The organism is Caballeronia sp. BR00000012568055, assembly GCF_029439455.1.
GTDB lineage: Bacteria > Pseudomonadota > Gammaproteobacteria > Burkholderiales > Burkholderiaceae > Caballeronia.
This window is the reverse complement of the sequence record NZ_JAQFVG010000300.1, coordinates 20,823-40,923: the sequence shown is the minus strand read 5'-3', so window position 1 is coordinate 40,923 and position 20,101 is coordinate 20,823. Positions and strand designations below refer to the sequence as shown.

General features: G+C 61.5%; 19 protein-coding genes. 11 read left to right on the top strand and 8 right to left on the bottom strand.

All coding sequences use genetic code 11. The annotated features are described in order from the left end of the window. Positions 1 to 257: 257 nt before the first annotated feature. From trpE to P7F28_RS19220, 6 genes are read left to right on the top strand one after another with little or no spacing between them, the layout of a single operon-like run. Positions 258 to 1,754 carry an anthranilate synthase component I gene (gene trpE, locus P7F28_RS19245; RefSeq protein ID WP_277186181.1) on the top strand — a complete coding sequence of 499 codons (1,497 nt, stop codon included), beginning with the start codon at positions 258 to 260 and terminating at the stop codon, positions 1,752 to 1,754. Between the two features lie 12 nt (positions 1,755 to 1,766). Next, the gene (locus tag P7F28_RS19240) at positions 1,767 to 2,351 is read left to right on the top strand and encodes an aminodeoxychorismate/anthranilate synthase component II (protein ID WP_277186180.1); all 585 of its coding nucleotides are present in this window, start codon (positions 1,767 to 1,769) and stop codon (positions 2,349 to 2,351) included. Positions 2,352 to 2,354: 3 nt separating this feature from the next. Further along, positions 2,355 to 3,389, top strand: coding sequence for an anthranilate phosphoribosyltransferase (trpD, locus tag P7F28_RS19235; RefSeq protein ID WP_277186179.1), 1,035 nt, complete (start codon positions 2,355 to 2,357; stop codon positions 3,387 to 3,389). 11 nt (positions 3,390 to 3,400) lie between these two features. Further along, positions 3,401 to 4,186 carry an indole-3-glycerol phosphate synthase TrpC gene (trpC, locus tag P7F28_RS19230; RefSeq protein ID WP_277186178.1) on the top strand — a complete coding sequence of 262 codons (786 nt, stop codon included), beginning with the start codon at positions 3,401 to 3,403 and terminating at the stop codon, positions 4,184 to 4,186. Between the two features lie 21 nt (positions 4,187 to 4,207). Next, the gene (locus P7F28_RS19225) at positions 4,208 to 4,855 is read left to right on the top strand and encodes a CYTH domain-containing protein (protein WP_277186177.1); all 648 of its coding nucleotides are present in this window, start codon (positions 4,208 to 4,210) and stop codon (positions 4,853 to 4,855) included. Next, the gene (locus P7F28_RS19220) at positions 4,852 to 5,631 is read left to right on the top strand and encodes a uracil-DNA glycosylase (RefSeq protein ID WP_277186176.1); all 780 of its coding nucleotides are present in this window, start codon (positions 4,852 to 4,854) and stop codon (positions 5,629 to 5,631) included. The genes P7F28_RS19225 and P7F28_RS19220 overlap by 4 nt, the downstream gene beginning before the upstream one ends. A 45-nt stretch (positions 5,632 to 5,676) precedes the next feature. Here P7F28_RS19220 and P7F28_RS19215 read toward each other — a convergent pair whose 3' ends face one another. The 4 genes from P7F28_RS19215 to P7F28_RS19200 form a co-directional block, all read right to left on the bottom strand. Continuing rightward, positions 5,677 to 6,273, bottom strand: coding sequence for an FMN-dependent NADH-azoreductase (locus tag P7F28_RS19215; protein ID WP_277186175.1), 597 nt, complete (start codon positions 6,271 to 6,273; stop codon positions 5,677 to 5,679). 132 nt (positions 6,274 to 6,405) lie between these two features. After that, positions 6,406 to 8,217 carry a M61 family metallopeptidase gene (locus P7F28_RS19210; protein WP_277186174.1) on the bottom strand — a complete coding sequence of 604 codons (1,812 nt, stop codon included), beginning with the start codon at positions 8,215 to 8,217 and terminating at the stop codon, positions 6,406 to 6,408. Positions 8,218 to 8,314: 97 nt separating this feature from the next. Then, positions 8,315 to 9,046, bottom strand: coding sequence for a DsbC family protein (locus P7F28_RS19205; protein WP_277186173.1), 732 nt, complete (start codon positions 9,044 to 9,046; stop codon positions 8,315 to 8,317). Positions 9,047 to 9,083: 37 nt separating this feature from the next. Then, positions 9,084 to 10,256: a UbiH/UbiF family hydroxylase gene (locus tag P7F28_RS19200; RefSeq protein ID WP_277186172.1), complete on the bottom strand. Its 1,173-nt coding sequence runs from the start codon at positions 10,254 to 10,256 to the stop codon at positions 9,084 to 9,086. A gap of 256 nt (positions 10,257 to 10,512) precedes the next feature. Between P7F28_RS19200 and ychF the strand changes: the two genes are divergently transcribed. From ychF to P7F28_RS19180, 4 genes are all read left to right on the top strand, one after another. Continuing rightward, positions 10,513 to 11,607, top strand: a complete 1,095-nt coding sequence (ychF, locus tag P7F28_RS19195) for a redox-regulated ATPase YchF (RefSeq protein WP_277186171.1) — start codon at positions 10,513 to 10,515, stop codon at positions 11,605 to 11,607. Positions 11,608 to 11,714: 107 nt separating this feature from the next. After that, positions 11,715 to 12,008: a DUF3761 domain-containing protein gene (locus P7F28_RS19190; protein WP_277186170.1), complete on the top strand. Its 294-nt coding sequence runs from the start codon at positions 11,715 to 11,717 to the stop codon at positions 12,006 to 12,008. A gap of 116 nt (positions 12,009 to 12,124) precedes the next feature. Further along, positions 12,125 to 13,792 (top strand): energy-dependent translational throttle protein EttA, encoded by a 1,668-nt coding sequence (ettA, locus tag P7F28_RS19185; protein WP_277186169.1) that lies wholly within the window; start codon positions 12,125 to 12,127, stop codon positions 13,790 to 13,792. A gap of 137 nt (positions 13,793 to 13,929) precedes the next feature. Further along, entirely contained in the window at positions 13,930 to 15,051 is a 1,122-nt protein-coding gene (locus P7F28_RS19180) for a DUF748 domain-containing protein (protein ID WP_277186168.1), read from the top strand. Positions 15,052 to 15,071: 20 nt separating this feature from the next. Here P7F28_RS19180 and P7F28_RS19175 read toward each other — a convergent pair whose 3' ends face one another. The 4 genes from P7F28_RS19175 to P7F28_RS19160 form a co-directional block, all read right to left on the bottom strand. Next, positions 15,072 to 15,695 (bottom strand): HAD family hydrolase, encoded by a 624-nt coding sequence (locus tag P7F28_RS19175; protein ID WP_277186167.1) that lies wholly within the window; start codon positions 15,693 to 15,695, stop codon positions 15,072 to 15,074. Next, the gene (locus P7F28_RS19170) at positions 15,692 to 16,246 is read right to left on the bottom strand and encodes an isochorismatase family protein (protein WP_277186166.1); all 555 of its coding nucleotides are present in this window, start codon (positions 16,244 to 16,246) and stop codon (positions 15,692 to 15,694) included. Before P7F28_RS19170 ends, P7F28_RS19175 begins: the two co-directional genes overlap by 4 nt. A gap of 2 nt (positions 16,247 to 16,248) precedes the next feature. Continuing rightward, complete coding sequence (locus tag P7F28_RS19165) at positions 16,249 to 18,072, bottom strand: aminopeptidase P family protein (protein ID WP_277186165.1); 1,824 nt, start codon at positions 18,070 to 18,072, stop codon at positions 16,249 to 16,251. Between the two features lie 66 nt (positions 18,073 to 18,138). Beyond that, the gene (locus P7F28_RS19160; RefSeq protein ID WP_277186164.1) at positions 18,139 to 18,411 is read right to left on the bottom strand and encodes a hypothetical protein; all 273 of its coding nucleotides are present in this window, start codon (positions 18,409 to 18,411) and stop codon (positions 18,139 to 18,141) included. Between the two features lie 348 nt (positions 18,412 to 18,759). Here P7F28_RS19160 and hemA point away from each other — a divergent pair, with 348 nt between their 5' ends. After that, positions 18,760 to 20,052, top strand: coding sequence for a glutamyl-tRNA reductase (gene hemA, locus P7F28_RS19155; protein WP_277186163.1), 1,293 nt, complete (start codon positions 18,760 to 18,762; stop codon positions 20,050 to 20,052). Positions 20,053 to 20,101 lie beyond the last annotated feature (49 nt).

Here is a 20,101-nt window from a genome sequence, read left to right as displayed (position 1 = left end):
GAGGTTCGCTGAACGCATGATCGTTTGATCCCGCTTCAGCATCCGTTTTTTGTTTCGCTGCATCGTTCCCTAAGATTCGCTTTACGCCGCGTCCCGTGCTTGCGGGAAGTTCGCGTAGCCGTGGCCACTTCGTTTGCGCGAAGCGGCGCGGCCGCCGTATGCGATCATCTCGGAATACGACCGCCCGCAGCGCCCGCTTTTCCCGATGCCGCGCCACGCACACACGCTGAAGACGCGCGTCGATCAAGGATCGCAACATGACCGAACTCGAATTCCAATCGCTGGCCAACGAAGGCTTCAACCGCATTCCGCTGATCGCGGAGGCGCTCGCCGACCTCGAAACGCCGCTCTCGCTCTATCTCAAGCTCGCGCAGACCGAACGCAACGGGGCCAACTCGTTCCTGCTGGAATCGGTGGTGGGCGGCGAGCGCTTCGGGCGCTACTCGTTCATCGGCCTGCCGGCGCGCACGGTGGTGCGCGTGCAGAACGGCGTGTCGCAAGTCGTGACTGACGGCAACGTGATCGAAACGGACGAAAGCGATCCGCTCACGTTCATCGAAAACTTCCAGAAGCGCTTCAAGGTGGCCACGCGCCCCGGTTTGCCGCGTTTCTGCGGCGGTCTTGCGGGCTATTTCGGTTATGACGCGGTGCGTTACATCGAAAAAAAGCTGGCAGATTCCGCGCCGCACGACGATCTCAACTTGCCCGACATTCAATTGCTGCTGACCGAAGAAGTCGCGGTGATCGACAATCTCGCGGGCAAGCTCTATCTGATCGTGTACGCCGATCCGACCAAGCCCGAAGCATATGCAAAGGCCAAGCATCGGTTGCGCGAACTGCGGGCGCGTCTGCGTGTGACGGTCGAGCCGCCGGTGACATCGGCCAGTGTGCGCACCGAAACGTTCCGCGAGTTCAAGAAGGACGATTACCTCAACGCCGTCCGCAAGGCCAAGGAATACATCGCGGCGGGCGAACTGATGCAGGTGCAGGTCGGCCAGCGCCTCATCAAGCCGTTCCGCGATAACCCGCTTTCGCTGTATCGCGCGTTGCGTTCGCTGAATCCGTCGCCGTACATGTACTACTACAACTTCGGCGGCGATGTTCACGTGGTCGGCGCATCGCCGGAAATTCTGGTGCGGCAGGAGAAGCGCGCGGAGGATCGCATCGTGACGATTCGCCCGCTCGCCGGTACGCGTCCGCGCGGCAACACGCCCGAGCGAGATGCCGATCTCGCCACCGAATTGCTCAACGATCCGAAGGAAATCGCCGAACACGTCATGTTGATCGACCTGGCGCGCAATGATGTCGGCCGGATCGCGCAGACGGGTTCGGTCGCGGTGACGGACAAGATGATTATCGAAAAGTACTCGCACGTTCAGCATATCGTGAGTTCGGTCGAAGGGAAGCTGAAGCCGGGCATGAACAATTACGACGTGCTGCGCGCCACGTTTCCGGCAGGCACGCTGTCGGGCGCACCGAAGGTTCGCGCAATGGAACTGATCGACGAACTCGAACCGGTCAAACGCGGTTTGTACGGCGGCGCTGTGGGTTATCTGTCGTTCAGCGGTGAAATGGATCTGGCCATTGCCATTCGCACGGGCCTGATTCACAAGGGCAATCTCTACGTTCAGGCGGCTGCGGGCGTCGTTGCGGATTCGGTGCCGGAATCCGAATGGCAAGAGACCGAGAACAAGGCGCGCGCCGTGTTGCGCGCCGCCGAGCAAGTGCAAGACGGCCTCGACAGCGACTTCTGAGGAGATAAGACCATGCTGCTGATGATCGACAACTACGATTCCTTCACCTACAACCTGGTCCAGTATTTCGGCGAACTCGGCGAGGACGTGCACACGTATCGCAACGACGAAATCACGCTCGATGAAATCGCGAAGCTGAATCCGGCGCGCATTTGTCTGTCGCCCGGACCGAGCAATCCGCAGCACGCGGGCATCACGCTCGATGTGCTGCGCGAGTTTTCCGGCAAGCTGCCGATTCTCGGCGTCTGCCTCGGCCATCAGGCGATCGGCGAAGCGTTCGGCGGTCGCGTGGTGCGCGCGCAGACCATCATGCACGGCAAGGTGAGCCAGATCGAAACCGACTGTAAAGGCGTGTTCTCCGATCTGCCCAAACACTTCAACGTGACGCGCTATCACTCGCTGGCAATTGAGCGCGAGTCTTTGCCCGACTGTCTGGAAGTGTCCGCGTGGACGCCTGACGGTGAAATCATGGGTGTTCGTCACCGTGAGCTCGAAGTGGAAGGCGTGCAGTTCCATCCGGAATCGATTCTTTCCGAGCACGGCCATGCGCTGCTCGAAAATTTCGTGAAGCACTCGTCCACCGGCAAGCGAGCGTAACTCATGACGATCACCGCACAAGAAGCGCTGCAGCGCACGATCGAGCATCGCGAGATTTTCCACGACGAGATGCTGCACCTCATGCGCACGATCATGCGCGGCGAGATGTCGCCCGTGATGGCCGCTGCGATCATCACTGGTCTGCGCGTGAAGAAGGAAACCATTGGCGAGATTGCGGCGGCGGCAACCGTGATGCGCGAGTTCGCCAATCACGTCGAAGTCGCGGACAACTCCAATTTCGTCGATATCGTCGGGACGGGCGGCGACGGCTCGCATACATTCAACATTTCCACCGCGTCGATGTTCGTCGCGGCGGCGGCCGGCGCGAAGGTCGCCAAGCACGGCAATCGCGGGGTATCGAGTAAATCGGGCAGCGCGGATGTGCTCGAAGCGCTCGGCGTGAATATCGATCTGTCGCCGGAACAAGTGGCGGCGTCGATCCACGAAACCGGCATGGGTTTCATGTTCGCGCCGAATCATCATCCGGCGATGAAGAACATCGCGCCCGTGCGACGCGAACTCGGCGTGCGGACCATCTTCAATATTCTCGGGCCGTTGACGAATCCGGCCGGCGCACCGAATCAGCTTCAGGGCGTGTTTCATGAAGATCTGGTCGGCATTCAGGTCCGCGTGATGCAGCGTCTCGGCGCGATGCACGTGCTCGTCGTGTATGGAAAAGACGGCATGGACGAAGTCTCGCTCGGCGCGGCGACCAAAGTCGGCGAGCTGAAGAACGGCGAAGTGACTGAGTACGAAATTCATCCTGAAGATTTCGGCTTGCAGATGGTGTCGAATCGCTCGCTGAAAGTGCAGGACGCGCAGGAATCCAAGACGATGCTGCTCGGCGCGCTGAACAACAAGGCGGGCGTCGCGCGCGAGATCGTCACATTGAATGCGGGCACCGCGCTTTATGCTGCGGACGTGGTGGATTCGATCGAAGCCGGTATGCACGCCGCGCGCGAGGCGATCGTCAGTGGCGCGGCGCGCGAGAAAATCGACGTGCTCGTGAAGTTCACGCAGCAGTTCTCGAAGAAATAACGGAATCGGACATGAGTGACATTCTGGATCGCATCATCGCGGTCAAGCGCGAGGAAGTGCGTGCGGCGGAACTGAGCGCGCCGCTCGAAGAACTGAAACTTCAGGCGAGTTCGCGCGATCTGCGCGATTTCGTCGGCGCGTTGCACGCGAAACACGCTGACGGCAACGCGGCCGTAATCGCGGAAGTGAAGAAAGCGAGCCCGTCGAAAGGCGTGCTGCGCGAAAACTTCGTTCCCGCCGAGATCGCCTGTTCTTATGAGCAAGGCGGCGCCGCGTGTCTTTCCGTGCTGACGGACGTGCAGTTTTTCAAAGGCAGCGTCGCGTATCTTCAGGAAGCGCGCGCGGCGTGCAGCCTGCCGGTGCTGCGTAAGGATTTCATCGTCGATCCTTATCAGGTGATGGAAGCGCGTGCGATGGGCGCGGACTGCATTCTGCTGATCGCCGCCGCGCTGGAACTCTCGCAGATGCAGGACCTCGAAGCCTACGCGCACTCGCTCGGGCTCGCGGTGCTGGTCGAAGTGCACGACGCCGACGAATTGCGCGATTCGCTTACGTTGAAGACGCCGCTGATCGGCATCAACAATCGCAATTTGCGCACGTTTGCTACGTCTATCGATACGACGATCGGCATGCTGGAATCCGTGCCGGAAGATCGGATCGTGGTGACGGAATCGGGCATTCTGTCGCGACACGACGTCGAGCGCCTTCGTGCGATGCGCGTTCACACCTTCCTCGTCGGCGAGGCGTTCATGCGCGCGGACGATCCCGGCGCGGAACTCGCGCGCATGTTCTTCTGAATATTCTGACGAGGTCGAGAGTTGGGCATCGAAAAGGAACTCAAGCTGGCGCTTTCGCCGTCGGATCACGACGACGTCGCGCGTTTCTTTGACGAACGCACGGGTCCGGGCAAGCCGATCGCGCTCGCCAATGTGTACTTCGATACACCGGATTGCGCGCTCGCCAAGGCAAAAGGCGCGCTGCGTCTGCGTCGCACGCCGGAACAATGGCTTCAGACGTTCAAGACGCTCGGCGTGTCGCGCGCGGGGCTGAGCAATCGGCATGAATGGGAATTGCCGGTGGCGGGCGAGGCGCTCGAAATCGACAAACTGCTCGCTTCGTGCGACGAAGAAGCCGCGCACAAGGCGTTGCAGGAAGCCGCGCCCGATCTGATCGCGCTGTTCAAGACGGACTTCAAGCGCATCGTGTGGAATATCGAACGTGAAGGTTCGATGATCGAAGTCGCGCTGGATCGCGGCGAAATCACCGCCGATGTCGATGGTCAAATGCGAAGCGCGGAAATCAGCGAACTCGAACTGGAATTGAAATCCGGTGAAGAAAGCTCGCTTTCCTTGCTGGCCGCCGAACTGCGCGGCGCTTTCCCCGGTCTCGATCCGGAAGATTTGAGCAAGGCGGAACGCGGTTATCGCCTGCGCACGGAGCCGGAAGGAAAAGACGCCGAAGCATGAACCGCCAGCCTTCCCTCTTTGCTGAAACCGAACCGCAAGCCGATGCGTCGAATATCACGACGCTCGAAAGCCAGTTCAAAGCCTTGCCTGCCGATTGGCGCAAGCATCTGAAGCCGTTTATCGAGAGCCCGCGTTATGAAACGCTATGCGCGTTCGTCGATCAGGAGCGCGCGTCAGGCAAAACCGTCTATCCCGCCGATGTTTTCCGCGCCTTGCGCCTCACGCGCCCCGCCGATGTGAAAGTCGTGATTCTCGGGCAGGACCCGTATCACGGCGAAGACAAAGGTGCGCCGCAAGCGCACGGGCTCGCGTTCTCCGTGCCTGCGCCGGTGCGCCCGCCACCATCGCTGAAAAATATCTTCAAGGAAATTCAGGCGAGTCTCGGTTTCGAAGCGCCGTCGCACGGCTGTCTGGATTCGTGGGCGAAGCAAGGCGTGTTGCTACTCAACACATCGCTGACGGTCGAGCGCGATAAAGCCGGCAGTCACGCGAAGAAAGGCTGGGAGCAATGCACGGACACGCTCATCCACGAACTGGCGATGCGCCACGACGGACTCGTGTTCATGCTGTGGGGCGCGCACGCGCAAGCCAAACGCGCCTTGATCGATGGCACGGCGAAAGCGCATTGCGTGCTGGAATCGGTGCATCCGTCGCCGTTGTCGGCGTATCGCGGATTCTTTGGATGCGGGCATTTCAAGCTCGCCAACGAGTATCTGACAGAGCACGGCCGCGAGCCGATCGACTGGCGCTTGCCTTTACCTGAAGCGCAGACGTAAAAAACCCGCCTTGGCGGGTTTTTCTTCAAGCGCGAAACCAAAAACTCAAACCGCAGCAATCGCCTCACGCGCCGATGCCAACGCCGCGCCTGCCGCGTCCGGGCCCATATTCAGGCCTTCTGCGTAGATGAAGTTCACATCGGTCATGCCGAGGAAGCCGAGGAACGTCGTGAGAAACGGCGTTTGCGAATCGTTCGGCGTGCCGGCGTATTTGCCGCCACGTGCCGACACGACATAGACCTTCTTGCCCTTGACCAGACCTTCCGGGCCATTCGCGCCGTACTTGAACGTGATGCCAGCGCGCGCGATCCAGTCGAAGTACGCCTTCAGTTGCGACGAAATACCGAAGTTGTACAGCGGCGCCGCGATCACGACGATATCAGCCGCTTGCAATTCGTTGATGAGCGCTTCGCTCTTGGCGTTGATGGCCGCTTGTTCGGCGCTGCGCTGATCGGCGGGCGTGAAGAACGCGCCGAGCGTGGCGTCGTCGAGATGGGTCAGGTTGTCGGCAAGCAGATTGCGCACGACCAGCTTAGCGCCCGGATTGCTTTGTTGCAGCTTTGCCGTCAGTTCATCGGCGAGCAGCGTGGATTGAGCACCTTGCGAGCGCGCGGCGGAGTTGATTTGCAGAATCGTCGTCATGATGGCTTCCTTCCTTGAGAGGTTTCGGGCGCCGTTGGCGTCCGCTTGGGAAGCATTCTTCTTTCTTTGACGCTCCGGAAAAAGCCGCGCGCTCGTGACGCATTGTTGCATCAGCGGAACAATCGGCTGGAATCAGCCTCGGAGCCAGCGTTCGCGCCATTGTTTGGACGGTCCGCGCCCGTCGATGGCCGTCAGCACGTAGCGCGACACTTCCGGCGCGTCCAGCTTCAATTCCGTTCGACGCAGTTCGTCGCGGCGGAACGAATGCACTTCGATCTTCGCGCCCGGAAGATAACGCGACAGCAAACCGTCGAGATTCGATCCCGTCACACGCAGCCCGTCGATGGCGACAAGCACATCGCCCGCCGATAAACCCGCTTTCTGCGCCGCGCTGCCGTCATGCACGACCGCCAGCGTGCAATCCGCGCCGCCACGCACGCGCGCGCCCAGCGATGGCTTGCCCGCCGTGCCATTCGTCGGCCGATCCGGCGTCAGCGCAATGCCGAAGGGTTCCAGCAGCGCATCGAGAGGCAGATCGCGGGTGCCGCGCACGCCATCGCGGAACAGCGCGCGCAGATCCGCGCCGGTTGCTTCGGCAAACAGCGCTTCGACATCGTCTTCGTGGATGCCGCGCGGCTTGCCTTTGTAGAAATCGCGTCCGTAGCGCTGCCACAGCAGGCGCATCACATCGTCGAGCGATTTGCGATTGTCGGTTTGCGCGCGGATCGACAGATCGAAAGCCAGCGCGACCAGCGAGCCTTTCTGGTAATAGCTGACGATCGCATTCGATGCGTTTTCATCCGCGCGGTAGTACTTGACCCAGGCATCGAACGAACTTTGCGCGACGGATTGCTTAAGCCGCCCGCTTCCACGCAGCACGCCGCCGACGGTCTTGCCGAGCAAATTGAAGTAATCGCCGACGTTGATCAGCCCGCTGCGCACGAGCATCAAGTCGTCGTAGTACGACGTAAAGCCTTCGAACAGCCACAACAGCGTCGTGTAATTTTCTTGCGAGAGATCGTACGGCGCGAACGCGGCGGGCTTGATGCGCTTCACATTCCACGTGTGGAAATACTCGTGGCTGCACAGCCCCAGATACGTGCGATACCCCTCGGTCACTTCCGGCCGCCCTTGCACCGGCAAGTCACCGCGATTGCAAATCAGCGCCGTCGATGCGCGATGCTCCAGCCCGCCGTAACCATCGCTGACGGCGACGGTCATGAACACATAGCGATCCATCGGCGCTTTCTTCGTGCGCGGCTCGAACAGCGCGATCTGCGTCTCGCAAACGCGCTTCAAATCCGCTTCCAGCCGACGCATATCGAGCGCGATCACGCGCCCCGAAATCACGATGTCATGCTTCACGCCATGCGCGGTAAATCCGCCCAACGCGAATTCGCCGAGCGTGACGGGATGATCCGCGAGTTCATCGTAATTTGCGGCTTCATACGTGCCGAAGCCATAACGCTTCGTTCCGCGCGCTTCGCTGAGCGCCGTCGCCACGCGCCAGTTGCGATACGCCCCGCCCTGCGGCGCTTGAATATCGACGATGCACGGCGCGTTCGATTGCCCTTCGACCGCGAGAAACGTGCTCGTCGCGTTGAAGAAACCGATGGTGTCATCGAGATGCGCGGCGCGCACGGACATGTCCCACGCGTAGACCTCGTAGCGCAGCGTGATCGGCCCTTCGGTCGGCGCGGCCTGCCACGCATGCTTGTCGATTTTCTCGATCGATACGCGGCGGCCCGTCGCGCTGAACGCCTGCAGCGTCACGATGTTGCGCGCGAATTCGCGGATCATGTAGCTGCCGGGAATCCACACCGGCAGCACGAAACGCTGGCCGGCCGGGTCCGGTTCGGCGACAGTCAGCGTCACCTCGAAAACATGCGCTGCCGGATTCTTCGGAACGATGCTGTAACGCACCGGTTGAAGGGATGGTGTCATCGCGTTGTCCTTTGTTCTTGTTCTGGCCGCGCGGAATGCGGTCCTGAAAACGGCGAAGGCGCATAACGCGCCTTCGTATTCGTCGTGCGACCGAGGTTCAGTGCAGAGCCGACAGTTCCTTCTCCAGCCGATCCGCCGGCACCGCGCCCGGCAGACGCCTGCCATCGACGAGGAACACGGTCGGCGTGCCGGTCACGTTCATCGACCGGCCGAGCTTCAGATTCTTGTCGATGGCGGTGGTGTCGCAGGTGCCCGCAGTGCTCGGCGCCTTGTGGTCGAGCATCCAGCTTTCCCACGTCATGCCGCGATCCTTCGAACACCAGATCGATTTCGACTTGGCGGTCGAATCCGGCGAAAGCACCGGATACAGGAACGTGTACACAGTCACGTTGTCGATGGACTTCAGCGTCGTTTCGAGCTGCTTGCAGTACGGGCAGTTCGGGTCCGAGAACACCGCGATCTTGCGGCTGCCGTTGCCCTTCACCACCTTCACCGCGTCTTCCAGCGGCAGCTTGGCGAAGTCGATCTTGTTGATCTCCGACATGCGCGCTTCGGTGAGATTCTTGCTGTTGCGCGTATCGACGAGATCGCCGAGCAGAACGTAGTTGCCGGTTGCATCGCTATAGACGATCTGCGTGCCGAGATTCACTTCGTAGAGACCGGGAATCGGCGTTTTATCGACGCTCTTGATGGTCGCGTCGCCCATGCGCGATTCGAGCGTGGATTTGATCTTGTCGGTGGTTTGATCGGCCTGCGCCGAGCAGCCGATGCCGAGCATCGCGGCAAGCGCGGTGGCCGTGGCGATCGCAGTGCGAAGTTTGGTTTTCATGCCTATTCCTATTGATTCCGTTGATTCTGTTATTCGTTCAACCCAGCGCCGCCGATACCAGCCAGCGCTTGACCAGCGGCTGCGCGCCGACCAGCGCCATGCCGGTGTTGCGCACCGCGCGAGCCAGCGTGCCGGGCACGGAAAACAGCCGTTGCAGACCATCGGTTGCGACCATCAGCTTCTGGATGTCTTCGCGACGCGCGCGTTCGTAGCGGCGCAGCAAAATCGGATCGCCGAGATCGCGGAACGATTCCTTGTTGGCGATGACATCCGCGAGCGCGGCGACATCGCGCAGACCGAGATTCATGCCCTGACCGGCGAGCGGATGAATCAGATGCGCCGCGTCACCGACGAGCGCGACACGCGGCGCAATCAGCTTATCGACCGTTTGCAGCGCAAGCGGGAAACCTTGCGCGGGCGTCACGCATTCGAGCGCGCCGAGCGTATTCTGCGTGGCTTGTTCGACTTGTGCGGCGAGTTGCGCGGGATCGAGCGCGAGCAATTCGTCCGCGTGCTCCGTGCGCGCCGACCACACGAGCGACACGTAATCGCCCGGCAAAGGCAATAACGCGATGATTTCGGTATCGCGGAACCATTGATACGCGGCCTCGCCGCGCGCCTTTTCCGCCTTGAAATTGGCGACCACGCCCGTCTGCCGATAATCCCGCCGATCGACCTTCGCGCCCATTTGCGCGCGTACCCAGGAATGCGCGCCATCCGCGCCGACGATCAGATCCGTTTGCAGCATTTCGCCGCTCGACAACGCGACGTGCGCGGCATCGTCTTCTACCGTCATGCCCTGCGCGCGCGATTCGAACCACGACAGACTCGGCTGAAACCGCAATGCAGCATCGAGCGATTGTTCGATCAACGTCGATTCGACGATCCACGCGAGTTGCGGTACGGAGGCCTGGAAAGCGGAAAAGTGAAGCTCGGCGTGGGCATCGCCGAACACGCGCATATCGAGCACCGGTCCGAGCCGCGCGCGATCCAGCGCCTGCCAGACGCGCAGCCGCTCCAGCAAGGACTGCGAACTCGACGACAACGCATAGATGCGCGAATCGAACCGAGCGCCGGGCGGAAGACCCACTGCGGCCGGCGCGAGCAAGGCCGTGCGCAAACCGGACTGCGCGAACGCGAGCGCCGCCGTCTTGCCGACGAGCCCGCCGCCGACGACCACGACGTGAAAATTGAGGGGATGAGAAGCCATGCGGGCATTATAGCTGCGGGGTTTGAAGCCGGTTTGAGGTCGATTGGACCGTGCTGCGGGCGTTTTGCGGCCATCTGCGGCCATCCGCGCGCCTGAAACTTACGGACGCGGCGCGGCGGTACAATAGCGGTTTGCCTGGCCGCGCGATGCGGCCGTCGCGCTGGCCGGCGGTTTCAGTGGTTCTGTCGTCTGCCCGGCGCGCATCATTTGACGAAACCTGCGCGGCCCGCGCCGTCTCACCAGTTCGAAGGATTCCATGAGCCTCCAATGCGGCATCGTCGGCTTGCCTAACGTCGGCAAGTCCACTCTTTTCAATGCGTTGACCAAGGCGGGCATTGCCGCCGAGAACTATCCGTTCTGCACCATCGAGCCGAATGTCGGCGTGGTCGAAGTGCCGGACGCGCGTCTTCAGGCGCTGGCCGAAATCGTCAAGCCGGAGCGCATTCTCCCGGCGGTGGTCGAATTCGTCGATATCGCGGGTCTGGTGGCGGGTGCATCGAAGGGTGAAGGGCTGGGCAATCAGTTCCTTGCCAACATCCGCGAAACCGATGCCATCACGCATGTGGTGCGCTGCTTCGAAGACGAGAACGTGATTCACGTCGCGGGCAAAATCGATCCGCTGGCGGATATCGAAGTCATCAACACAGAACTGGCGCTGGCGGATCTGGCGACGGTCGAAAAGGCGTTGACGCGTTATTCGAAGGCGGCGAAGTCGGGCAACGATAAGGAAGCGGCGAAGCTGGTCGCGGTGCTCGAAAGGGTTCGCGCGCAGTTGGATCAGGCCAAGCCGGTCCGCGCGCTGTCTTTCTCGGACGATGAGTTGCTGCTGATCAAGCCGTTCTGCCTGATTACGTCCAAGCCGACGATGTATGTGGCCAACGTGAAGGACGATGGCTTCGAGAACAATCCGTATCTCGACATCGTGCGCAAGCATGCGGAAGCGGAGAACGCGCCGGTCGTGGCCGTGTGCGCGGCGATCGAAGCGGAAATAGCCGATCTGGACGATGCGGATAAGCTCGACTTTCTCGCTGATATGGGCATGCAGGAGCCGGGGCTGAATCGTGTGATTCGTGCGGGTTTCAAGCTGCTTGGGTTGCAGACTTACTTCACGGCGGGTGTGAAGGAAGTGCGCGCGTGGACCATTCATATCGGCGATACGGCGCCGCAAGCCGCCGGCGCGATTCACACGGATTTCGAGCGCGGATTTATTCGCGCGCAGACGATCGCGTTTGATGATTATGTCGCGTTCAAGGGTGAGCAAGGCGCGAAGGAAGCGGGCAAGATGCGGGCGGAAGGCAAGGAATATGTCGTGCATGATGGCGATGTTATGAACTTCTTGTTCAACGTCTAAGAAACCGTCACGAACTGTCGCAGCGGCTTGCGTCGAAAAGCGGAGTGCCCGATAAAGGCATTCCGCTTTTTTCATGGGCGGACATATAACAACGAGAGAGACTCCGCATGAAGACATACACGCTCGCGCTTGCCGCGCTCATTTCCGTGAGCGCATTGTGGATGCCCGCTGCATCCGCGTATCAGAGCTACGGCTACCAACAGCAACCCGACGAATCCGACCTCGACAGCCACGGCCACTACGTGAACCGCGACGGCAATTCAGTCCACTCCCCCGCGCACTCCCGCTCCGGCGCAAAACCACAAGGCGCGACCGCCCAGTGTCGCGACGGCTCCTACAGCTTCAGCCAGCACCACAGCGGCACCTGCTCGCGGCACGGCGGCGTAGCGCACTGGGAGTAGGCCGCCAGCGCCCGAAGTACAATGTCAGTCACTCCCGCCCGAAGCTCAACGCTTAACGCGGCGGGAAGCGCACAGCATTCGCGCCCTTCATCCGAACATCACAGACACACATCCACATGGCCCAATACGTCTTCACCATGAACCGCGTCGGCAAGATCGTGCCGCCGAAGCGCCAGATTCTGAAAGACATTTCCCTCTCGTTCTTCCCCGGCGCGAAAATCGGTCTGCTCGGGCTGAACGGCTCGGGCAAATCCACGCTGATCCGCATCATGGCCGGCGTCGATAAGGACATCGAAGGCGAAGCCACACCGATGCCCAATCTGAACATCGGTTACCTGCCGCAGGAGCCGCAGCTCGATCCGCAGCAAACCGTGCGTCAGGCCGTCGAAGAAGGTCTCGGCGATGTCTTCCAGGCACAGAAGAAGCTCGACGAAATCTACGCCGCCTACGCCGAACCCGACGCCGATTTCGACGCCCTCGCCGCAGAACAAGCCAAATACGAAGCCATCCTCTCGACCTCCGATGGCGGCAGTCCCGAGCAACAACTCGAAGTCGCCGCCGATGCGCTGCGCCTGCCCGCGTGGGACGCGAAAATCGAACACTTGTCGGGCGGTGAAAAGCGCCGCGTCGCGCTGTGCAAGCTCTTGCTGCAAAAGCCCGACATGCTGCTGCTCGACGAACCGACCAACCACCTCGACGCCGAATCCGTCGAATGGCTCGAACAGTTTCTGACGCGCTATCCCGGCACCGTCGTCGCCGTGACCCACGATCGCTACTTCCTCGATAACGCCGCCGAGTGGATTCTCGAACTCGACCGCGGTCACGGTATTCCGTGGAAGGGCAATTATTCGAGCTGGCTCGATCAGAAGGAAGATCGGCTGAAGCAGGAAGAAGCCACCGAATCCGCGCGTCAGAAGGCGATCAAGAAAGAACTGGAATGGGTGCGCCAGAATCCGAAGGGCCGTCAGGCGAAGTCGAAGGCGCGTATCGCGCGATTCGAGGAACTGAACAGCCAGGAATATCAGAAGCGCAACGAGACGCAGGAAATCTTCATTCCGGTCGGCGATCGGCTGGGCAATGAAGTCATCGAGTTCAAGAACGTCAGCAAGGCTTATGGCGATCGTCTGTTGATCGACAATCTGAGCATGAAGATTCCGGCGGGCGCGATCGTCGGCATTATCGGGCCGAACGGTGCGGGTAAATCGACGCTGTTCCGCATGCTCACCGGGAAGGAACAACCGGATTCGGGCGAAATCGTCAAAGGGCCGACCGTCAATCTGGCCTATGTCGATCAGAGCCGCGACGCGCTCGGCGCCGATAAAACCGTCTTCGAAGAAATTTCCGGCGGCGCCGATGTGCTGACGGTCGGCAAGTACGAAACGCCGTCGCGTGCGTATATCGGCCGATTCAACTTCAAAGGCAGCGATCAGCAGAAGCTCGTCGGCAATCTGTCGGGCGGTGAGCGCGGTCGTCTGCACCTGGCGAAGACGCTGATTGCGGGCGGCAATGTGCTGCTGCTGGACGAACCGTCGAACGATCTTGACGTCGAAACGCTCCGCGCGCTCGAAGACGCGCTGCTCGAATTCGCCGGTTCCGTGATGGTGATTTCGCACGATCGCTGGTTCCTGGATCGGATCGCGACGCACATTATCGCGTTCGAAGGCGATTCGCACGTCGAATTCTTCGACGGCAACTATCAGGAATACGAGGCCGACAAGCGCAAGCGTCTGGGCGAAGAAGCCGCCAAGCCGAAGCGCCTGCGTTACAAGCCGATCACGCGTTAATCCCCTGACGAAAGGTGCGCGCCTATGCGGGCGCGCGCACCGACATCGGCGAAACAAACGGCGACTCTGTACGATGCGGGTCGCCGTATTCATTTCTACGACACTCTTCAATAAGCAGACACCGGGGGACAGTGCAGATGGCAACGAGCGCGCGGCGGGGAGCGCTGTGGGCAATCGGAATCGTCGTGGCGCTGGTCGTCGTGGCGACGGGCGGCTGGCTGTTCGTCGTGCATCAGATCAAGGAACGCATCACCGAGACGCTCGGGCCGATGGGTTCCGTCGAAGAAATCGATGTCGGATATGGCCACGTCACGATGTCGCGCGTGCGCATTCGCGGTCCGCAAAACTGGCCCGCCAGCGATGCGATGCGCGCCGAACGCATTCTGCTCGACGTCGATATGCGCTCGCTGCTCACCAAGCCGATCCATCTGCGCAGCGTGAGCGTGGACAATTACTATCTTGCGATCGTCCGTTCCGCCGATGGCCGCATGCGCGTGCTGCCCGGCCTGCGCGAAACCGCGAGTCTGGCCGACGCCAAATCCAACGACCGAGAACCGCCGCACGCGACGGAAGAGAAGGTGATCGACCGCGTATCGTTCGAACGCGGGTCGATGGAGTTCTTCGATGAGACCGTGCAGAAGCCGCCGTATCGCGTGCTGATCAGCGATGCGCGCGCGACCATCGATCGTCTGCACTTGCCCGCGCTCGACGAGCGCACCGATCTGTCGATGTCCGGCTCGATCAAAGGTCCGTCGCATACGGGCGCGGTGTCGTGGAACGGCTGGATGGTGATCGCCAACAAGGATTCGCAGACGCGCGCGACGCTGAAGAATGTCGATATCGCCACGCTCGATCCGTATCTGCTGAAAAAGGCCGGCGCAAAAGCGGCCGTGACGGGCGGCACGCTCGACATGACCGTCGATGCAACCGTGAAGGACTATCGCATTCATGCGCCCGGTTCCATCGTGTTGAATCATCTGCAACTGAGCGATACCGGCAATGCACTCGACACCTTCATGTCGATTCCGACCAAAGCCGCGATTGCCGCGCTGAAGGATCGCAAGGATCAGATCAAGCTCGATTTCGTGCTCGACGGCGATTTGCGCGATCCGAAGTTTTCGCTGTCGGAGAGTTTGTCGAAGAGGCTCGCGGCGGGATTCGCGAAGGCGCTCGGCGTGAGCGCGGAAGGCGTGGCGAAAGGAACGTCGGATACGGTGCGGGGAATCGGCAACGCGCTGAAGAATCTGCTCGGGCAGTAGCGCGTTGCCTTTTTCACGCCTTAAATTTTGATGCCTAATTCGCGCAGCTTCGTTTCCGTTTCCATCGCGCCGGTGTAGTGAACGCCGTGCCAGCCGAGCGACGTGGCGGCTTGCGCGTTCTTCAGGTTGTCATCGATAAAAACGAGTTCGGACGGCTGAATTTCCGGCAGATGCTTTTTGATCTCCGCGAGCATGAGCGCGAAGATCTGCGGATCGGGCTTCACCAGACCGACGCGTCCCGAGACGATCACTTCGCGGAATCCACGCAGCACATCGAAACGCTCCCACGCGTACGGAAACGTCTCCGCCGACCAATTCGTGAGGCCGAACAGCGGCATTTCCACCGCTTTCAGCCGATCCACCAACGCGACGCCCTCTTCCAGCACGCCCGACACCATTTCCGGCCAGCGCGCATAGAACGCGCGGATCAGCGCTTCGTGCTCGGGATACTGCGCGATCAGTTCGGCCGTGCCTTCCTCGATCGTCTGCCCGCCGTCCTGCTGCACGACCCAGTCCATTTTGCAGACGTTGTCGAGAAACCAGCGGCGCTCGGTTTCATCGGGAATCAGTTGCTTGTAGAGATACTCGCGATCCCAGTCGATCAGCACGCCGCCGAAATCGAATACGACTGCTTGGATGGTCATGCAAAACACTCCGTTCGAAGGATTTCCGCGCGCGACATGAGCTTCACGCCATTGCCCGACATCGACGAATGCGACCAGACGAAATTCTGGTGTTCGACGATTTTTTCGGCGCTGAGGTGAGGCTTGTCGGCAGTCGTGTGAAGGTCGGACGCGATGATCGTGTGCAAGCCAAGCAATTCCGCGCGGCGCGCGGTCGCGTTGACGCAAAACTCCGTGGCATAGCCGCACAGCACCACAGTGTCGATATTCTTCTCGCGCAACATGTCCGCCAGCGGCGTGTGCTGGAAAGAATCGCCCACGTTTTTGTGGATGCTTTCGTCGCTGGCTTCACGCACGAGCGTCGCGGGAAGTTGCCACGCGGCACCGCCACGCGCGAGCGGTCCATTCGCGTCACTTTCGTGCTGAACGATGAAAACGGGCGTGTTTGCACGGCGCGCGGCATCGGTAAGCGCGTTGATGCCGTCGATCACTTCAGCCGCGCGGTACGCCGGTTTCTCACCGCCGAAGAACATCTCCTGCACGTCGATCACGATGACCGCGGTTTTCGCCATGTTCAGATCGCCTCGGTGCGCTTGTTGAGCCACGCCAGCGCCTCACCCGTCACGAGCGGCGAAACCCGCGCGCGCACCGTCTCGTGATACGCGTTCAGCCACGCGCGTTCATCGTCACGCAACAGCGACAGATCGATGCAACGCGTATCGATCGGGCACAGCGTCAGCGTTTCGAACGACAGAAAATCGCCGAATTCGGTTTTGCCCGCCGCCTGATTCATCACCAGATTTTCGATGCGGATGCCCCACTTTCCGGGCCGGTAAATGCCCGGTTCGATCGACGTGATCATGCCTTCTTCCATCGCCGTCCACGGCTCGGCGGGCGCGTAGTGCGAGATGACCTGCGGGCCTTCGTGCACGTTCAGGAAGTAGCCGACGCCGTGGCCCGTGCCGTGTCCGTAGTCCGCGCCCGCTTCCCAGATCGGCGCGCGCGCGATGGAATCGAGCATCGGCGAACGGATGCCGCGCGGGAAGCGCGCACGCGATAGCGCGATCGTGCCTTTGAGCACCGTCGTGTAATCGCGCTTGTGTTCGGGCGTGATCGTGCCGATCGGGACCACGCGCGTGATATCCGTCGTGCCGCTCAGATATTGACCACCGGAATCGATCAGCAGCAAACCATTGCCTTCGATCACCGAATGCGACACGTCCGTGGCGCGGTAATGCGGCATCGCGCCGTTCGCATTGAAACCGGCGATGGTGCCGAAACTCAGCGTCACGAATCCCGGCCGACGCGCCCGCGCCGCCGTCAATTTCTCGTCGATGGTCAGTTCCGTGATGCGCTCGCCGCTTTCCAGCGCGCTTTCGAACCACGCGAGAAATTCCGCCAGCGCCGCGCCGTCCTGCGCCATCGTCGCGCGGATATGCTCAGCTTCCGCCGCCGTCTTGCGCGATTTCGCGAACGTCGACGGATTCACCGCTTCGATAACCTTCACCGTCGCGGGCACTTTCTCCAGCAAGCCATGTGTGATGCGGCGCGGATCGATCAGCAGCGTCGCGCCCGCTTGAAGCGCCGCGAGCGATTCGGGCGCTTGCGCATAAGCGGCGACTTTGACGCCATCACGCGCGAGCGACTGCTTCAGCGCTTCAGGCACTTTGCCATCGGCGACGAAGACGGTGGCGTCGTCCACGCCGATCAACGCGTGCGCGACGAACACCGGGTTGTAGCTCACGTCGCCGCCGCGCAGATTGAAGATCCACGCGAGATCGTCGAGTGTGGAAACGAAGTGCCATTGCGCGCCCTTCTCGCGCATCGCGTCGCGCACTTGCGCGAGCTTGTCCGCGCGCGTGACGCTCGCGTGCGGCGCGGCATGTTCGTAGACGGGCGCATCGGGCAGGCCGGGACGCTCGGGCCAGACGGCTTCGAGCACGTCGGCGTCGGTGCGAAGGAGAATGCCGCGCGCGGTGAGCGCATCGGACAAGGCACGCGCCGCCGCGACGCCGAGCACGGCGCCATCGACGGAAACGACGTTGCCTTCGGCCACGTTCTGCGCGAGCCAGTCCACGTGCGGCGCGGTTTGCTGACCGCCCATCATCTTCATCAATTGGATGCCGGTGCCGGCGAGTTGCGCTTCGGCTTGCGTCCAGTAGCGGCTATCGACCCAGACGCCCGCGAAATCCGCCGTCACGACCAGGGTGCCGACCGATCCCGTGAAGCCCGACAGCCACTGCCGGCCCTGCCAGCGTTCCGGCAGATATTCCGACAAATGCGGATCCGCCGATGGAATCAGCACAGCGGCAATCTGATCGCGCGCCATTTGCTTGCGCAGCGCGTCGATACGGCCGGCGAAAGTCGCGGCGTCGGGAATTGCGATTCGGTCGTTCATGAAGTCACCTGCCTGGAGCTTTGATTGCAGAGCGGCGAAACGGTCCCGCCGCCCGAAGAAAGAGAGTCAGCGACGCGCGGCCAGCGCGACCGTGAGCGTCACCACGACGAGCGCAAACAGCGAACAGACCAGCCATTCGAGCGTCTCGCCATCGTGATAAAGATCGATGATATTGCCGAACATGCGCGCGACGACAATCGCCAGTATGCCTGCGGGAATCGCGGTCCAGATGCGTCCTGCCGCGCCGCCGCCCACGCGCCCCGCCCGCCGCAGCGGATGCAGCCACCAGCCCGCCGCGCCGATCACCGCGCCAAGAAAGATCAGTCCGATCCAGCCCATCAGCGACGCGTCTCCATGCGGTTCAAAGCTGAGTTTCCGTTGGACATGGCGTAATTCGGTATGAAGGAGCGGTCGAGTTTAGGGGCCGGAATTGGCGATGGCAAGCGTATGAAGCGCCCGCTAAGAAGGCTCCAGCGTTGTAGATCGACGCGAATTTTCTGCGGCGATGCACAAATATTGCCGATCAACAGCTTGCGGTCGATTGTCGCGGCTAAAGGCAACGACCGCCCGATGCGCCACCGCGATCCGCCCCCGGAATGCCGCGTATAAATGTACGGATGGCCAAAACGCTATAATATTGGACTATCTGAAAGGCCATCAGCTTAGGCCCAAAGCATAAGACCGCACATGCAGCTCCTCACGATCGGAATCAACCACCACACTGCGCCAGTCGCTCTGCGCGAACGCGTGGCGTTTCCGCTCGAACAGCTCAAGCCCGCACTGGGCGCGCTGAAGGATATCTGGCTGGGGCCGCTGGCGAAGGTATCGCCCGAGGCGGCGATCCTTTCCACTTGCAATCGCACCGAACTCTACTGCGCCACCGACGACTCCGCCGCGCGCGATGCCGCCATTCAGTGGCTGTCGCAGTACCACAGCATTCCCGTTCCCGAACTCGCGCCGCACGTCTACGCGCTGCCGCAGTCGGAAGCCGTGCGCCACGCGTTTCGCGTCGCGTCCGGGCTGGATTCCATGGTTCTCGGCGAAACGCAGATCGTCGGACAAATGAAGGATGCGGTGCGCACCGCGTCCGAAGCCGGCGCGCTCGGCACGTACCTGAATCAGTTATTCCAGCGCACGTTCGCCGTCGCCAAGGAAGTGCGCACGACAACCGAAATCGGCGCGCAATCCGTGTCGATGGCCGCCGCCGCCGTGCGCCTGGCGCAGCGCATCTTCGAAAACATTTCGAGTCAGCGCGTGCTGTTTATCGGCGCGGGCGAGATGATCGAGTTGTGCGCGACGCACTTTGCCGCGCAAAGTCCGCGTGAACTCGTGGTCGCGAATCGCACCGCCGAGCGCGGTGAGAAGCTCGCCGAACGCTTCAACGGCCGCGCAATTCCGCTTTCCGAGTTGCCCACGCGCATGCACGAGTTCGACATCATCGTGTCGTGCACGGCATCGACCTTGCCGATCATCGGGCTGGGCGCGGTGGAGCGTGCGGTGCGTGCGCGGCGGCATCGGCCAATTTTTATGGTCGATCTCGCCGTGCCGCGCGATATCGAACCGGAAGTCGGCGATCTGAAGGACGTGTTCCTCTACACCGTCGATGACCTCGGCGCGATCGTGCGCGAAGGCAACGCGTCGCGGCAAGCGGCGGTCGCGCAAGCCGAAGCGATCATCGAAACGCGCGTGCAGAACTTCATGCAATGGCTCGATGCGCGCAGCATCGTGCCGGTGATCCGCCATATGCACACGCAGGCGGACGCGCTGCGCCGCGCCGAAGTCGATCGCGCGCGCAAGATGCTCGCGCGCGGCGACGATCCCGCCGCCGTGCTCGAAGCGCTTTCTCAGGCGCTCACCAACAAGCTGATTCACGGCCCGACGCACGCGCTCAATCGCGCGAGCAGTGAAGAGCGCAATCAGCTCATCGATCTGATGAGCGGTTTCTACCGTCACGGCGCGGATAAATCGTCCGACCGTTAGCGGCCTCGCCTTTGTTATTCTGAAATGCTCCGCGCGTCCTGCGCGGCGG

What these genes read in the sequence shown, in the direction of transcription:
- trpE (WP_277186181.1), top strand. Translation starts at nt 258, where the DNA reads ATGACCGAACTCGAATTCCAATCGCTGGCCAACGAAGGCTTCAACCGC.
- P7F28_RS19240 (WP_277186180.1), top strand. Translation starts at nt 1,767, where the DNA reads ATGCTGCTGATGATCGACAACTACGATTCCTTCACCTACAACCTGGTC.
- trpD (WP_277186179.1), top strand. Translation starts at nt 2,355, where the DNA reads ATGACGATCACCGCACAAGAAGCGCTGCAGCGCACGATCGAGCATCGC.
- trpC (WP_277186178.1), top strand. Translation starts at nt 3,401, where the DNA reads ATGAGTGACATTCTGGATCGCATCATCGCGGTCAAGCGCGAGGAAGTG.
- P7F28_RS19220 (WP_277186176.1), top strand. Translation starts at nt 4,852, where the DNA reads ATGAACCGCCAGCCTTCCCTCTTTGCTGAAACCGAACCGCAAGCCGAT.
- P7F28_RS19215 (WP_277186175.1), bottom strand. Translation starts at nt 6,273, where the DNA reads ATGACGACGATTCTGCAAATCAACTCCGCCGCGCGCTCGCAAGGTGCT.
- P7F28_RS19210 (WP_277186174.1), bottom strand. Translation starts at nt 8,217, where the DNA reads ATGACACCATCCCTTCAACCGGTGCGTTACAGCATCGTTCCGAAGAAT.
- P7F28_RS19205 (WP_277186173.1), bottom strand. Translation starts at nt 9,046, where the DNA reads ATGAAAACCAAACTTCGCACTGCGATCGCCACGGCCACCGCGCTTGCC.
- P7F28_RS19200 (WP_277186172.1), bottom strand. Translation starts at nt 10,256, where the DNA reads ATGGCTTCTCATCCCCTCAATTTTCACGTCGTGGTCGTCGGCGGCGGG.
- ychF (WP_277186171.1), top strand. Translation starts at nt 10,513, where the DNA reads ATGAGCCTCCAATGCGGCATCGTCGGCTTGCCTAACGTCGGCAAGTCC.
- P7F28_RS19190 (WP_277186170.1), top strand. Translation starts at nt 11,715, where the DNA reads ATGAAGACATACACGCTCGCGCTTGCCGCGCTCATTTCCGTGAGCGCA.
- ettA (WP_277186169.1), top strand. Translation starts at nt 12,125, where the DNA reads ATGGCCCAATACGTCTTCACCATGAACCGCGTCGGCAAGATCGTGCCG.
- P7F28_RS19180 (WP_277186168.1), top strand. Translation starts at nt 13,930, where the DNA reads ATGGCAACGAGCGCGCGGCGGGGAGCGCTGTGGGCAATCGGAATCGTC.
- P7F28_RS19175 (WP_277186167.1), bottom strand. Translation starts at nt 15,695, where the DNA reads ATGACCATCCAAGCAGTCGTATTCGATTTCGGCGGCGTGCTGATCGAC.
- P7F28_RS19170 (WP_277186166.1), bottom strand. Translation starts at nt 16,246, where the DNA reads ATGGCGAAAACCGCGGTCATCGTGATCGACGTGCAGGAGATGTTCTTC.
- P7F28_RS19165 (WP_277186165.1), bottom strand. Translation starts at nt 18,072, where the DNA reads ATGAACGACCGAATCGCAATTCCCGACGCCGCGACTTTCGCCGGCCGT.
- P7F28_RS19160 (WP_277186164.1), bottom strand. Translation starts at nt 18,411, where the DNA reads ATGGGCTGGATCGGACTGATCTTTCTTGGCGCGGTGATCGGCGCGGCG.
- hemA (WP_277186163.1), top strand. Translation starts at nt 18,760, where the DNA reads ATGCAGCTCCTCACGATCGGAATCAACCACCACACTGCGCCAGTCGCT.